The 13,624-nt window shown below is 36.9% G+C and carries 21 protein-coding genes; 14 read left to right on the forward strand and 7 right to left on the reverse strand.

The annotated features are described in order from the left end of the window. The first annotated feature begins 1 nt into the window (after position 1). Positions 2-214: a DUF3006 domain-containing protein gene (locus ACX9NY_RS30560; RefSeq protein WP_472479976.1), complete on the forward strand. Its 213-nt coding sequence runs from the start codon at positions 2-4 to the stop codon at positions 212-214. A gap of 82 nt (positions 215-296) precedes the next feature. Here ACX9NY_RS30560 and ACX9NY_RS30565 read toward each other — a convergent pair whose 3' ends face one another. After that, positions 297-617, reverse strand: coding sequence for a hypothetical protein (locus ACX9NY_RS30565; protein WP_472479978.1), 321 nt, complete (start codon positions 615-617; stop codon positions 297-299). Positions 618-778: 161 nt separating this feature from the next. Between ACX9NY_RS30565 and ACX9NY_RS30570 the strand changes: the two genes are divergently transcribed. Beyond that, on the forward strand, positions 779-1,348 hold the full coding sequence (locus ACX9NY_RS30570; RefSeq protein WP_472479980.1) for a hypothetical protein: 570 nt from the start codon (positions 779-781) through the stop codon (positions 1,346-1,348). 687 nt (positions 1,349-2,035) lie between these two features. Here the strand turns inward: ACX9NY_RS30570 and ACX9NY_RS30575 are convergent. The 3 genes from ACX9NY_RS30575 to ACX9NY_RS30585 are packed head-to-tail and all read right to left on the reverse strand — an operon-like array spanning position 2,036 to position 3,962. Further along, positions 2,036-2,401 (reverse strand): YhjD family protein, encoded by a 366-nt coding sequence (locus ACX9NY_RS30575; protein WP_472479982.1) that lies wholly within the window; start codon positions 2,399-2,401, stop codon positions 2,036-2,038. Next, the gene (locus ACX9NY_RS30580) at positions 2,398-2,730 is read right to left on the reverse strand and encodes a YolD-like family protein (RefSeq protein ID WP_472479984.1); all 333 of its coding nucleotides are present in this window, start codon (positions 2,728-2,730) and stop codon (positions 2,398-2,400) included. Before ACX9NY_RS30580 ends, ACX9NY_RS30575 begins: the two co-directional genes overlap by 4 nt. Next, positions 2,727-3,962: a DNA polymerase IV gene (locus ACX9NY_RS30585; protein WP_472479986.1), complete on the reverse strand. Its 1,236-nt coding sequence runs from the start codon at positions 3,960-3,962 to the stop codon at positions 2,727-2,729. The genes ACX9NY_RS30580 and ACX9NY_RS30585 overlap by 4 nt, the downstream gene beginning before the upstream one ends. 659 nt (positions 3,963-4,621) lie before the next feature. Here ACX9NY_RS30585 and ACX9NY_RS30590 point away from each other — a divergent pair. From ACX9NY_RS30590 to ACX9NY_RS30615, 6 genes are all read left to right on the forward strand, one after another. After that, positions 4,622-5,041: a hypothetical protein gene (locus ACX9NY_RS30590; protein ID WP_472479988.1), complete on the forward strand. Its 420-nt coding sequence runs from the start codon at positions 4,622-4,624 to the stop codon at positions 5,039-5,041. A gap of 36 nt (positions 5,042-5,077) precedes the next feature. Then, positions 5,078-5,239, forward strand: a complete 162-nt coding sequence (locus tag ACX9NY_RS30595) for a hypothetical protein (protein WP_472479990.1) — start codon at positions 5,078-5,080, stop codon at positions 5,237-5,239. A gap of 18 nt (positions 5,240-5,257) precedes the next feature. Continuing rightward, on the forward strand, positions 5,258-5,779 hold the full coding sequence (locus ACX9NY_RS30600) for a hypothetical protein (RefSeq protein WP_472479992.1): 522 nt from the start codon (positions 5,258-5,260) through the stop codon (positions 5,777-5,779). Between the two features lie 155 nt (positions 5,780-5,934). Then, on the forward strand, positions 5,935-6,855 hold the full coding sequence (locus tag ACX9NY_RS30605) for a DNA methyltransferase (protein WP_472479994.1): 921 nt from the start codon (positions 5,935-5,937) through the stop codon (positions 6,853-6,855). Positions 6,856-6,899: 44 nt separating this feature from the next. Further along, a complete protein-coding gene (locus ACX9NY_RS30610) occupies positions 6,900-7,298 on the forward strand; it encodes an N-acetyltransferase (protein WP_472479996.1) in 399 nt (132 codons plus the stop codon). A gap of 166 nt (positions 7,299-7,464) precedes the next feature. After that, complete coding sequence (locus tag ACX9NY_RS30615) at positions 7,465-8,295, forward strand: hypothetical protein (RefSeq protein WP_472479998.1); 831 nt, start codon at positions 7,465-7,467, stop codon at positions 8,293-8,295. 106 nt (positions 8,296-8,401) lie between these two features. Here the strand turns inward: ACX9NY_RS30615 and ACX9NY_RS30620 are convergent, their stop codons facing one another. Beyond that, a complete protein-coding gene (locus tag ACX9NY_RS30620; RefSeq protein WP_472480000.1) occupies positions 8,402-9,061 on the reverse strand; it encodes a hypothetical protein in 660 nt (219 codons plus the stop codon). Between the two features lie 409 nt (positions 9,062-9,470). On the opposite strand from ACX9NY_RS30620, the gene ACX9NY_RS30625 reads away from it, so the two are divergent. Genes ACX9NY_RS30625 through ACX9NY_RS30640 form a run of 4 tightly spaced genes read left to right on the forward strand, consistent with a single transcriptional unit; the run spans position 9,471 to position 11,187 of the window. Then, complete coding sequence (locus ACX9NY_RS30625) at positions 9,471-10,118, forward strand: hypothetical protein (protein ID WP_472480002.1); 648 nt, start codon at positions 9,471-9,473, stop codon at positions 10,116-10,118. Between the two features lies 1 nt (position 10,119). Beyond that, a complete protein-coding gene (locus ACX9NY_RS30630; RefSeq protein ID WP_472480358.1) occupies positions 10,120-10,632 on the forward strand; it encodes an accessory gene regulator B family protein in 513 nt (170 codons plus the stop codon). Then, positions 10,625-10,774 carry a hypothetical protein gene (locus ACX9NY_RS30635; RefSeq protein ID WP_264932430.1) on the forward strand — a complete coding sequence of 50 codons (150 nt, stop codon included), beginning with the start codon at positions 10,625-10,627 and terminating at the stop codon, positions 10,772-10,774. Before ACX9NY_RS30630 ends, ACX9NY_RS30635 begins: the two co-directional genes overlap by 8 nt. 8 nt (positions 10,775-10,782) lie before the next feature. After that, on the forward strand, positions 10,783-11,187 hold the full coding sequence (locus ACX9NY_RS30640) for a hypothetical protein (protein WP_472480004.1): 405 nt from the start codon (positions 10,783-10,785) through the stop codon (positions 11,185-11,187). A 103-nt stretch (positions 11,188-11,290) separates the two neighbouring features. Here the strand turns inward: ACX9NY_RS30640 and ACX9NY_RS30645 are convergent, their stop codons facing one another. Beyond that, positions 11,291-11,824: a zinc-ribbon domain-containing protein gene (locus ACX9NY_RS30645; RefSeq protein ID WP_472480006.1), complete on the reverse strand. Its 534-nt coding sequence runs from the start codon at positions 11,822-11,824 to the stop codon at positions 11,291-11,293. Between the two features lie 451 nt (positions 11,825-12,275). Between ACX9NY_RS30645 and ACX9NY_RS30650 the strand changes: the two genes are divergently transcribed. After that, positions 12,276-12,695 (forward strand): helix-turn-helix domain-containing protein, encoded by a 420-nt coding sequence (locus ACX9NY_RS30650; protein WP_472480008.1) that lies wholly within the window; start codon positions 12,276-12,278, stop codon positions 12,693-12,695. Between the two features lie 310 nt (positions 12,696-13,005). Here ACX9NY_RS30650 and ACX9NY_RS30655 read toward each other — a convergent pair whose 3' ends face one another. Then, complete coding sequence (locus tag ACX9NY_RS30655; protein ID WP_264932424.1) at positions 13,006-13,206, reverse strand: helix-turn-helix domain-containing protein; 201 nt, start codon at positions 13,204-13,206, stop codon at positions 13,006-13,008. Between the two features lie 77 nt (positions 13,207-13,283). Here ACX9NY_RS30655 and ACX9NY_RS30660 point away from each other — a divergent pair, with 77 nt between their 5' ends. Continuing rightward, entirely contained in the window at positions 13,284-13,562 is a 279-nt protein-coding gene (locus ACX9NY_RS30660) for a hypothetical protein (RefSeq protein ID WP_472480010.1), read from the forward strand. Positions 13,563-13,624 lie beyond the last annotated feature (62 nt).

Below are 13,624 nucleotides of genomic sequence, written 5' to 3' on the forward strand. Positions count from 1 at the left end.
TATGAAAGGTATCGTTGATCGATTCGAAGGTCCATTTGCGGTTATCGAAATAGATGGAGCGTGTGAGGATATCCCTAGGGACCAAGTAGATCCGGTCGTAAAGACTGGAGATGTGGTTAAGTTAGAAAATGGAAGATGGATTACCGATAAAGCTGCTACTAAATCGGCTGAGGAACGGATTAAACGCTTAGCTGATGAAGTTTGGGAAGATTAGTATCTATTCCCCTCCACAGTATTTTAAAGGACAGTAGAAGAGAAACAGATCCTTCACAGAGGCTGTTTCTCTTTTCTATTTACTATTGCTCCGATGCAGTATCAGAACCTTTGATACAGTTGGAGAATGTCATCAATTCCTCATCACTGATGAACCCGATTTGGTTATATAATTCTGCCCTTGATAAACTGATTCTATCTGGATTGTCTGGGTTCAAATGATATTGTTTCACGAAATCAAACTGATTTTTGTGTAAGACCATAATTGGTATACTTCGGTCTAAGATTGGAATTGTCGAGACTTCTTTACGGGTTCCATCTACTGCATTTAATTGGAACATTCTTTCATCATCTAGTGTGAAATACACTGCGTAATTTGATGATAACAGAGAGGAAATATTCATACTACCAGCTCCTTCCTTATGCCAAATTGAGATTGGCCCTAAGTATAATTCAGATGCCGATAATCGAGTAGTGACAGAAGAATTTATCCATTGAAAAATAGCTACATTACTTAAGATAGCTGTATAATAATTACAAATAAAAAATGTGAGGAGTTTATATCATGACAACAAATTGGGAGACAATTAAAAAGGTTGAATTTGAGGGTAAAACATTAGTCAACGCGGGTTTTTCTGGCGACAAAAAAGATACGGACCACAAGGTTACACAATTCTATGTTAATGAAGTGGAAATCGGGGAACAAGCGAATCATTATGGAGTAACCTGGGATTTTGGTGATTTTATTCACGCTGAAGAGAACAAAACATTCGAATGGCCAGCACCGCATGCTTACCGATTAGAAAGTAACTATACTAAACAAACCATTAATTATTTTACTGGTCCATCGTTGATCGACCTCAATCAAACTTTCCAAATAGGAGAAAAAGTATTGACTATACTGAATAGACCAGTGAGATTTGCGAAGATGGCCGGAACCTTGAACTATTATGCTGGTGCTGTAGACCAGGATAACAATGCTTATCAGGTTTACTGGAATATGTTCAACGTACTTGACCCCGTAGAGGTTGAATTGACTGTAGATTACAGCCGATATTGTGAACACTGTAAACAAACTTGGAAACGACCTTCTGAAAATGATGTATGTAATCATGTTTGGGTTCTCAATAATTAATCTTGGACCTCCCTAATTGCTATTATGCTTATAATTTTTCGAATACATAGGCCTGGAGGAGAAGTAAATGACTAAAACAGAATTGACTCGTGAGCAAGTGTTAGGTGAGGAATCTACCACTTAAATAAACCGGTGGGTTCAAGAATTCATTCTGGGATGGATTCCGTGGCTAGAAAAACGTAATGAATTTGAATCAGTTAGGTTTCAAAAACCTGGGGAGAAAGAACCGTTTAAGAAGTTTCAAGACTGGGAGGAACACAAAGAGCGGTATACAATTATTCGTTATTCTGAAATTGATCTATATAAGCATGTTATATATGGAGACGGGGATTTTTCAACCAACATTTCAGCTGCATATGCACTCGGTGAACACCTCAGGAGTTTGAACGATAACATGATTATGATCCGGTTTACAATGGAGTTGAAATTACAGATAATTGGTGCAGAAGAGTTTAGTCTAGTGCAAGCAACACCTGGGCAACGTTGCAAAGCTGCTATCTTAGCTCTATTGTAAGTGTGATCAAGATAAATCACGGGTAGAAGATTCGATTGTAGTTGTGGTGTTAAATTCTAGCTACCATAGAAGAAACAGCCTGTCTGATAGGCTGTTTCTTTTTCAATACTTTTGATGCTCTACCATACCACTGGTGTCTGAAAAGACTGTTCCATATTACACACATACATCAACTAATCATTTGGTTTAAATTTTTGTTCATAGGAATTCATCAGTTCTAACAAATCATACTTGATCTTAGTTCTTGCTAATTCCATATAATGAACGTAGCCCTTATTCTTGTATTTGATGATATATCTATCATGATGTTCTTCCTTTTTAATCACATAAATTACATGGTTTTTCATTTTCATCTTCAGATCTTTTAAATCGTTTAGTATCTGAGATTGGATCTCTTCTAAATGTGAACTATAGACTTCTTTAAGTTTAATATTGCTGTTCAGAATCTTTTTCCTGTCATGTTCAATGACATTTAAAAGGAAGGGGAGTTCAACATAGTTTTTTACCAAAAGAAGTTCTTCTTCGGTTTCGGACATCATAAAAAATCAACACGAATAATCTTGTTGAAATCCACCCAGTCAAAGTCGGCCTCAATCTCCACTTTAATCTTTTCTTTCTGAATACCAATTACAACCCCACGGAATGTCAAAAGGTTTCCATTTTTGATGGTTTCTATTTTGAGTGCATCCTTACAATAAAGAGACTCATTAATCTTATACATAAATTCTTGTTTCTCATCCTCATGGATTACGGGCATCTTTATCTTTTTAGGCTCTTCATGATGAGCGACAATTCGTTCACTGTGTTGAGGTAACATCATGCGGCTAGACTCCCATAATCCATTAGCAGTAAGTTTCTTTGCTCTCATTTAGCATGCCCCCCTATTTTTAAAGCTCGATCTCTAGCCAGTCCAGCAGTTGTTAATGAACTAGCACGCAAAATAGATATCTCACCAAATCGGTCTTTAATATCATCCATAACCTTGTCTAAAGCTCGCTGCTGCTCTTTGTTATCAAACAAGGACATCTGATAGGTATCAGCATCAACCAGGTCTGAAAGAGATACTGAGACCCTCCGGACGGGTAATCGATCCCAATGTTTGTAGAATAACAATTTGGCTGCTTCATACACTTCCGAGGTGATATTTGTGGGATCAGCAATTTTCATTTGTCTATGGAATCCGGTGGGGTGGTCAAAGTCAGCACCCGAAATTCCAACAGACACAACGCTTCCCATCATTTTTTTCTTTCTGGCCCGGCGTGTAACCTCCGAACTAAGCTCTGAGAGTATAGTCTCTACCTGCCAGCCTTCAGTAAAATCCCTAGGAAGCGTGGTACCATTCCCAATATTTTTTTGAATATTGTGAGTGCTCACAGTTACAGGAGAATCATCCATACCGTTCGCTGTCCGCCAGATGACTTCACCATTGACTCCCCATTTATCTCTCAGTTTGTATAGTGGGGTATTTGCTAAGTCGCCAATGCTATGGATACCCATTTTGTACAAGTGTTTATTCATCCTCGATCCAATTCCCCACATATCCCGTACAGGTTTATCCCAGATATACTTATTCAATTCAGATTTATGAAGATGAAAAATCCCAGAGGGTATTTTCTTACTTTGTAAATCAAGTGCTAATTTCGAGCATATCTTATTTTCTGAAAATCCATATTTTGATATAACTCCGGTTTCTTTATATATTTTTCTTCTTATTTGTTCAGCGAGGTCATAGATATTATTAGAAAATAAATGCATACTCCCTGTAAAATCGGCAAATGCTTCATCTATACTGTAATATTCTACCAGATCAGTAAACGATTCGATAATCCTAATAATGTGCATTGAAACATCAATGTACTCAGCCATATGTGGACGTACAACAATCAATTCCGGACATTTTTGAAGAGCACTCCACAGGGGCTCAGCTGTTGTTACTCCAAATTTTTTGGCTAATGGACATGCTGCTAAAATGATCCCTGATCTCTTGGCTGGGTCTCCTGCGACAACAAGGGGTTTATCACGGTATGAAGGAACCTTTGCTTTTTCAACACTCGCATAAAAACTTTGCATGTCAATGAGTGCAATAACTCGTTCTTTCATTACAATCAACCTCCGAACGCGAACATAAGTTCTGTATGTACATTTATTATATACCCACAATCCCGTATATATGCAAGAGGTATTATCTGCAAATTTTTTTTTGGAACGCGAAAGAACACACAACAATATAGATGAATTCTTAAAAGATAAGTGTTATAATTCGTTTATTATATCTTTGACACACTTATTCCAGTCACGCGACATATGGAATCTTAACTTACTAAATGCCTCTTATAGGACAAATGATGAGAAATCACATTTCCAACCTATAAGGGGCATTTTTTTGTGCTTTAAAGCAAATTTAGGGGGAGCGATGATGTTTGTTTATCACTACTACATACCTGGAAACTTTAAATCGAGAGCAATATTAAGCCTTTGAGCTAAATGTACCGGCAGTTATCAAGTAACCACATTTTTCTTTAACAATTACACTGATGTCTTTGAACCCTGGTCCGATTTAATTCGATCTTCTTTAAGAGACTGTTTAGCAAAACTTAATTCAATGGGCATGTTTAGAGAAAAAATGGTTAGGTTTCAGTTGCATGAACATCCCGATCGATTTAAACCAACGCCAATTATTGATGTAAACAGAAGTCAGAGACAAATGGAGAGAATCCAAAAGAAGTTCAACATTATATTTAAATAGGGGAGAAACTAACATGACAAAATCTCAAATCAACTTCTCAAGAATTGCAGATATTCTAGGCCTAGAAGAGGCACACGCTGAGGTCTTTTTAGCAATACCTCCCTTAGTGCAAGAATCTCTCTTCTTTAGGGTGCAATGTTTTTCTGAATTGCTATTGCAATATTCTGAACGTCCTCCAGCTTTAAGAGATCAATGGGCTGAAGTGAAAAGTGTTCAAGGACAGACAAATGAAGAAACTTGCGTGATGATTCAATTCAGTTCAATGACTGAGCAGCTCTCCTTTGTTGTACCCGTTACATCAGTTACTGGACACAAAGATTTGATTGTATCCAACCTTCAAAAGATGGAGCGGCACTTTTCTTATGTTATGAAAGAATGGGTTAATTCAACAAGACACGCCGCAGCAAATGAAGTACTTTATGCAGCTCATTAAATAAAATTTAGGTTGAATGAGAGAGGACAATTACTAATGAAGAAGATCATTTATTTTTTAGGAGATTGGCTTTCCTTTGGAAAAGATATGGGATATACATTCGCATTGAAATATAAATTAGGAATTGCTCAAGAGGGTATAGACTTTTTTAGTGCTGAAGATGAGGGAGAAGTCGCCCTACAAGATAAATCTAACTAGTAGAAGGAGTTTTTCATTATGGCAACTATTGATACTTGCGATTTTTGTTATAAAGAGTCTGTTTTGGGGTGTACCGGTGTTGGTCCAGAGACAGAGATTGGCTGTATTGATGTTATGGGCATATGTCCAACTTGTGAACTTAGCTCTCTTCGTTCTTCTATTCCAAATTTTCGTAATATGATTGAAGAGTACAAGACGAGTATGGATGACATCCATATAGAGCAAGATGAATACGATTATGTGGAAAAATCCTACTTTGAAGCTAAAGATGGATTACAAGAACGTTATTCTGATCAAAAATACTTGGCGAATAAAGTAAACAATTACTATTCAAATAAATATCCCGCTCAAGTCCATCCATTAAATAAGTCACTTGATGGTAACATGCACCCTGGGATATACACTAACTGTTCTGACGGTAATTTAACTGTTAAAATGAATCTCAATACGCTAGAAGACAGATTAGTTGCAGAGGAGTATACCGCTGCTTTAGGCATTCCAAGTGATTACAAAAATTATGAGCAAGTAATATTTATTTAATATAATTCACAATAAAGGGCCGATGAATGCTCGGTTCTTTATTGTGAACCTATAAGAACGTCCCTCTGAATAAAAATGTCTTATACATTTTATTGAGAGGGGCGTTTTTGTGCCTCTAGTCACAACCCAAACTATGTAAAAGGAGATAGATTATCATGAAAGAAATACTAGCGAACCGAATCGCTGAAGTTTTAAAGCGAAATGCACGTCCTATGCATATTAAGGAGATTGCCGCACACTTCCCAGACAAACCGGAGAGTACAGTTCGCGGCAGGCTATATCGAGAACTCAAAACCCGCTGTGAACGTGTATCTCGTGGGGTGTACTGTTTTACTACTGAAGATGGAGCTGCTCTTTTAGTCGAAGGAAACGGTCGTGATCTTAGCACCTTTGCTGACAACAGCATTGATGCAATCGTCACAGATCATGCATACGAGGATAAAGCTTCAAATGTAGGTACGAATCGCAATTTTGTAAAACCATACGAACAAACCACATTCCGGTATGAACTCGAAGATTTTAAGGAAAAAGCTCGGGTACTCAAACCTGAGGGGTTCTTGGTAGAATTTCTACCTGCGGAAAATGAAAATAATTATGATTACCTGTATCAAATTAAATGCTTGGCTAAAGAGTGTGGGTTACTATATTATGCTAAAGTACCCTGGAAAAAAGGGGTCCGGATCTGGAACACTGGCCGTAAGTCAAAGAATACAGAAGACATCATGTTTTTTGTCAAAGGAAAAGCACGATCATTGCGATTAGATAAGCAACGTGGAAATGGAACTCGGTTGATGTCAGGAACAGCGTATCTTCTTCCAACTGAATTTATATTTCAGCCGGCATCTCCCCAGCATAAAGTTCACCAAGCTGAGAAACCAATAGAACTTTATGAAGCTATTTTGCATGCAATCACCTTACCTGGAGAAGTCGTAATTGACCAGGGCGCTGGCAGTGGGAATCTGGGTATCGCTGCTATGAGAACAGGGCGCATAGCTGTCTTATTTGAAATTTTAAAAGAGAATGTTGAGAAAATAAAAGATCGTTTCAAAATACCTGAATTGCCACTCGTTTTTTAATTCATCAGGATTAATTGTCTTGATAGCACTAAGGAGAGATTATTTTGAATTTAAAAACAGTTCCAAATTGGTACGTTGAATTGGTGAATTTGATGGAGAAAATCTATCAGCATCCCATTGAGGTCTATAAAGGCTTCAGTAACAACGTAACGCTAAAGTCCCCAGAGCTTGAACTTTACTTAAGGTTAATGCCTAACATGTGGTTAACCATCGCCACGATTGACGTTGGTTTGGAGAAACAACGTCAGGGTATTGGAACTTCAATTTTTGAATGGTGTAAAAATTACTGCATCGATAATGGAATTCCAATCATAAAGGTTGAATCTGTGATGAGTGATTCAATGATCGCTTTCTGTATTAAACATGGCTTTCAGTTGAAATATCCAGAAGAGTCATTTTGCTATGATTGGATTTATACTCTTGAACAAAGAATTGATTCCTAATATTAAAGCGTTTCTTGTTTTGAACTAATTTCAAAATAAGAGACGTTTTTTTATGACTTCTATTCCATAAGAATAAGCCTCGCTGAATGAAACGGAAATCTTCTCGCAAAAAGAAATAAACATATTAAAAGTTAGAATAATAGCAATTTCACATATGGAGGGAAAAATGATGACTAACAGTAATGAAACACTTACCCCAGAAAAAAGAATAGATATGGTGCATGAAAATATAGCTGAAATGGGGTTGATGATTGGCGCTTTAATAGAAGGAGCTTCAATCCCTCAGCAAGAGTTTGATCTTGATTCAGTTGATATCAGACAAGCGGTTATCGTTTGGGCTAAGGAGTTTGAGGATAAATTTGATGGTGGAATTGATTTTGATTATCCAAAAGGATATCCTGAGATCGGTAACCCTGAAACATATATTGAAGCAATTAATAACTACACGGATCTCAAATTAAAAGAAGCAGGTTGGCTTTCAGAAGAATATATAGCTCACGAAGGTCGATTTTGGAATGATAGATGTTTTGCTAAGATAGACAATAGCAATGTTGTAGATACCATTAAACAAATAGAAGCGGTTGATAATATGAGTGATTATCCAGAAGTACACATCAAAATCAGATTATGCAAATCAATGAAAAGAAATAAGAGGGTAGAGGTCTGTATCAATGATGAGACTTACTATCCATGTAATCCGGACCAAGGATTTGATATGATGATCAATGGTGTACATTGTTACTCTCTCCCGCCTGAAGAACGTGCATGGCTATTCACGGTTCCCTATAATCGTGAAATGGAAGCTTTACATGTTATGGCCGTTATAATCGATCAAGACTTAGATCTTGCTGTTCAACTGAATGGCAAAGTGTTTGGTTTTAATGCTGGCGGTGGGTTCCTTGGATACAGTCCAAGTTTCGAAGACCAAAACATCCATATTGAAATCATAAATGAGTTAGCTGGAGAAAAATATAGTAAATACTCCTTCGCTAAATAAACTTATCGCAGGACAAGTACATGTACTATTAAAAATCACAATTTAACGGCTCTAGACATCAACAACAAAAGATAACACCAGGGTCAATGATCCTGGTGTTTTTGTATTAAAACTTTTGACACGTACATTGATGCTCCGAGTTAAATTCAATGACGTTATAAATGTTTGCTCTTATATTTGATGACAGGTTGATGTCTGAACCCAGCAATAGAGTCACACCAATGAATTTACTTCTCCCAATCATCAATAAGGTGGTAAGTCCGTTTTTAGAATGAGTGCTATTCTCCTTATACAAGTAACCAATAGACTGATCAATTATTATGAAGGTAGGAATCAAATCATCCCTCTTGCTGCCAAAGATGAATGAGATATTATTCTTAAAGAATTCCTCATAATACGCCTCTTTAGCAATTTCCGGTACATTGAATTTCACCAGTATAATTCCGCCCGACTTATAAATCTCAATTAAAGAGGGATCATTTGGATCTGTTACATTAGCGGCATCAACGGTGTACATGGATACCTTATACTTCGAAGCTAGTGAATGTATTAGAGCCAGTTGAGAATCTGATTCGGTGATTAAAATCGTTACAGACGCTTGACCTGAAGCAAGTCTATCTAAGTCCTGGCTAACTTGCTTAACCATTGCTTCATCTCGCTGTTCTTTGGATTCAACCGTAATTAATGTGTGAATGAAACGCTCCTTGTGATTAACTGCTACTTCTTTACCTTCAAAATTAGTACCATAATAAATAGTTTGATCCATAATATTGATCTCCTCTCGGTTAATAAACGTATTATAAGTCAGATGGAAAAAATCGAGTAATGAATCACCTGGTACAAAATAATCAGATACTATTGTAGGGGTTATATGCAGGATCATGACAGGATGTAGTTCTTTTGATTTACAAAAATAATCTAAGCATATATATTATAAATAGATTTTTCCAATAAATTAACATGATCGAAAGTGGGCCCATTTGAAACAGGTATTCATGCCTATATTTCAAATGGTCTTCTTGCTTTTTGAAAGGAAGATCACTATAAGAAATTTTTACATCAAGTACTAGCTACCTGTCGTTCATTTCAAAATTAGTTTGTGTAAAGTTGTATGGTGGTCGTTTTTTTCTTATTCTTACAATAGAAAATCAAAATTAGAACGGAGCAGTTTACGAATGATCCTGCACATAGGATATATATTTTTCTCGTTCATAGAGACATTTTCTTATTTCATTCTCGCTTTAGCAGCCGTTAGATTAGTGCCTCAGCATTATTTAAAGGAAATCTCTTTAGTAAGTTTTATTGTGGCGCTCTTATCCTTTTTTATGAGAGAAGCAGTTGACCTCAAACAGATCTTCCCAATCATCGTACTTATCATTTTTACAGCGTTCCAACTTCTCGTTGTTAAAGCACCATTTTGGTGGGGGCTAATCATAGCATTCTCAACGTATGTACTCTTTTTCATTATTCAAACTGGGCTTCTACTCATCTTGACCAACACCGTCATCTCTTTGGAAAAAGCACAGAGTGCTTCTTTAGATCAATTCATTGGACAAACAGTTACAGCCATAGTGATCGCTCTGCCCTCACTTTATCTATTTAATAAAGGGATCGGTTATTCTGCAGATTTCACAAAACTCAGATTTAGCTTAGATACTGTCATTGGCCTCCCCTTATGTATTCTGCTATTCGCCGGCTTTGGTTATGTATTCATTCAGAATGACCTCGTAATGGCGTTTTTAGCACTTAGCTTGTTAGTATGCATTCTCATCTATTTCGCTGTTAAGAAAGAGAGAGCTTATGATTTCAAAAGTGGCAAATAAAATGGCTGTATGGCTCATCGACCGGAGCCCCAATGCCCGATATTCAGTGGCAACAATCGAATTCATTCTTATCATCATACTTAATGTTCTACTCACTATTTTTATTTCACTTCCAATTGCCTTAATATTAGGACACTTCATAGAGACTGCCGTTATTCTCTTTGCCTCGTATATATTAAGACAATACTCAGGCGGCTACCATATGTCTAAATCTTGGAAATGCATTGTTACTACAGTTATTTTGTCAAACGTAATACCTTACATTCATCTGTCTACAAATACTGTGTTAATACTTACCGGACTCAGTGCAATACTTGCTGCTATCTTTGCACCATCCCGAATAGAATTAGATACCGTTATACCAAAAAGCGAATATAAATATCTACGTATTCTATCAGTACAAATCATTTTCTTTAATTTCATTTTCTTATCGCCTGTTCTTGCAGTAACATTTGCGCTGCAATCCATCTCGCTCATTCGTTTGTCACATAAGGAGGTGATTACTCTTGGATAAAATGGACCTAAGTAAAGTTACAAATGCACTTGGAGGACTTGCGGACCAAAAAGTAAAAGTGCTTAGTTGCATAGGGTGGATTCATTCACCAAAGCCACCGGCTGAGTTGCTTAAACAAAATCAATCTCAGAAGGAAAAGTAGGACACATCATGGAATGGAATGGAACATTACAAGTAAGCAGACATCCTGAAGGACTAACAGGGTTCGAATCTCTTCATGTAGATAAGATTCTATTCTTCCGGATTGTAAAAGGAGAACTGCAAGCTCACACAAGTGATGATTTTCTTCATCTCATCAGTGGTGAAAAGATTCAAAGGTTTTTAAATACACTTTGGGCGAGTGATTGTCATTTTGTTCGATCTGATAGAGGAGACATCCCCGATATCGGGAAAATACGAAAATTTGATAAAAAATGGTTCAGAGCATACTTTGATGAAGTACCAAATAAAAATTCTAAATATATTTATATCGCTAAAGCTCGATATGATGAATTTGTTGAACTTACGATGAAATATAACAGTTATATACGTGATAATCCGACCAGTCGAACCTGAACTGTGTCGGATTTTTACTATATCCAACGTTATTAAAGTCCATTTCAAATTAGACAGTTCAAAAGAAAAGTGTAAAATTGCTGTTTCACTTTTTCATGACCGATTAATTACTATAATTAGACGTATAATCTTTCAATATCTCATACAATCTTCCGAGCGATAGATCCCCTAGGTTTCTCACACGGCACAATTCCTCATAGTTCAATTCTAGAATATCATCGATAGTGGTGAGCCCTGTTCGTTTAAGGCAGTTATATATGCGTACCTCATTCTTCTTATCAATTAAGTCCTCAAGACTTCCCTCGATAGCAGTAGTTACTTTGAGTATCTCTTTTAGACTCATTTCCGGACGATACTCCAGATCCTTGAAAGAACCCTCAAGTTCATGTCTTTGTTTGATGCGTTCAGCCATTTCTTTCTTCCATCGAGCGCTTTTGCATGCTGCACAACCAATGTCACGTACTCTGATCCGTACCGGGTTGAATTCAGCATGTCCGTACTCACAAACCCACCATGCCCGTCGATGTGAAGCAGCATGGACATTATCTGGTGTTAACTTCTTATTTCTTTCAGAATCCCACTCTGCTGCGATAATGCTATGAGATACCGTGAGGGGGATGTTTGTTCGGTCTGACATGAAGTATCACTCCTACTATAATTACAGTGTTTTTATATTAATAATGATACTTTATGACAAATGTGGTTGATAGGGAAGTGTCTAAATTTTTGATTCCTTTGATTCCTATTATCATTTGATGTAGGAAAGATTTGTCGGATGCGATTCTTGACTAGATAGTCTTTAAGCTTTCCTAAGATGTTATCTAATGTTGTACTCCAGATCCGCTTAGACACAAGTTAGACTAAACAAAATTAGTAAATCTTGAAGTCCACTGTCCCACACAGCTACATTTTCAGTTCGACAGGTTGGACATCTACATAATTTTTTGGAACGATTTATTGAAGATGCAGACTAAACGCAAAATTTATCTCTGGATAGACATCCTTGAACTGAGAAGGGATTTAAACTTAGCGGTACGGCATAGGTAGAAGTATAAAATGATTTCAACTAGCCAAATCTATTAAGAGAGGTGGTTACTCTGGGAACTCAAATTAATGGATATGTAGGAAAAAGAATAAGAATTGTTCGGAAAAGTAAGAATTACACTCAGAAACAATTAGGAGAGAAGGTTGGTCTGCCTCAGCCTTATATTGGAGGCATAGAACGTGGTGAGAGAAATATATCATTAGATACCTTGGAACGTTTACTAGAGGCACTTGGCGTCTCTCTTGGCGAATTCTTCAGAAGTTACAATGACAATTATTTTTCCGAAAATGAAAAAGCGAAAGAGACAGTTCTGATCGACTTGTGTGCATTGTTGTCAACAAGGTCTATACGAGATATCGAGATGATTCAACGCTTGGCGAAAGATATTTTGGCATCAATTGATTTACGCTTTCAAACTAGAAAGAAAAAACACCCCTCCTGTAAAGCTGAAGAAGTTGAATGATGTGAAAGGAAGACATTGCTAAAGTGATACAATAATTACGTAAAAAAAACCCATTAATGAAGATAAATTGATGGGTTTATCATGCATTTAGTGTCATTATATGTCGAAATATGGTTTCTGATGTCGCCTATTCAGAATTTGAATACAGCTTTACTTTCTTTTTATAAATATATAACATGGAACTAAGACAAAGGAACCAGAGCGAGTGCATTTGCACGTGATATAGATCATTTTCTTCCTTGAAAACTTGCCAGTATAGGCAAGTTTCTGCCGAGGGAAGAGTAGAAAGTACCTACTCATTTAATACCGTTTAAATCCAGTAGTAAAGGTCTTCAGCATGACAACCTAGAATAGCTGCTGCTTCTACTGCACTTTCGTAGGACATCAAACGTTCTCCACTTCTCCATCTGGACACGGTGGATTCGTTTACGCCCATACGCCGAGCAAATTCTGCAGGTGCTAAACCACCAAGCAACTCGTCTAAACGGCATCTCCCTCGTTGAAGAGCCATAGTTCACCTCATTAATACAGAGATGTAGCGATTATACATTAATATGACAACCTGGAGCAATTAAAGGAGAAGCTAAAATGAACCAAAATAAGATGGATGATAAATCAAATAACGAAATTACACGTTTGCAAGAAAGACTTGAAAGGAATCCTAGTTTTCAAAAGATACATAGTAACTATGCAGAAAAGCTCCAAGAGCTGATACATGTTATTCCGGAGAGTCATCTTGATGCACTGAGTTCACTTGAATACGAGGTTATCGCAATGCTTGCTAAAAGTGTTGAAGTGACATTCTTAAATAGTGTGCAATTTTCTAGCCCCTCCGGTGCAGTAGATCTTAAAATAGTATCTGGTTAATTTTCCACTTCGCATGATCATATAAATCATAAATCCCTCCTTGTAAAAGAGAGGGATTTTTT

Source organism: Paenibacillus sp. CB74, from assembly GCF_055687625.1.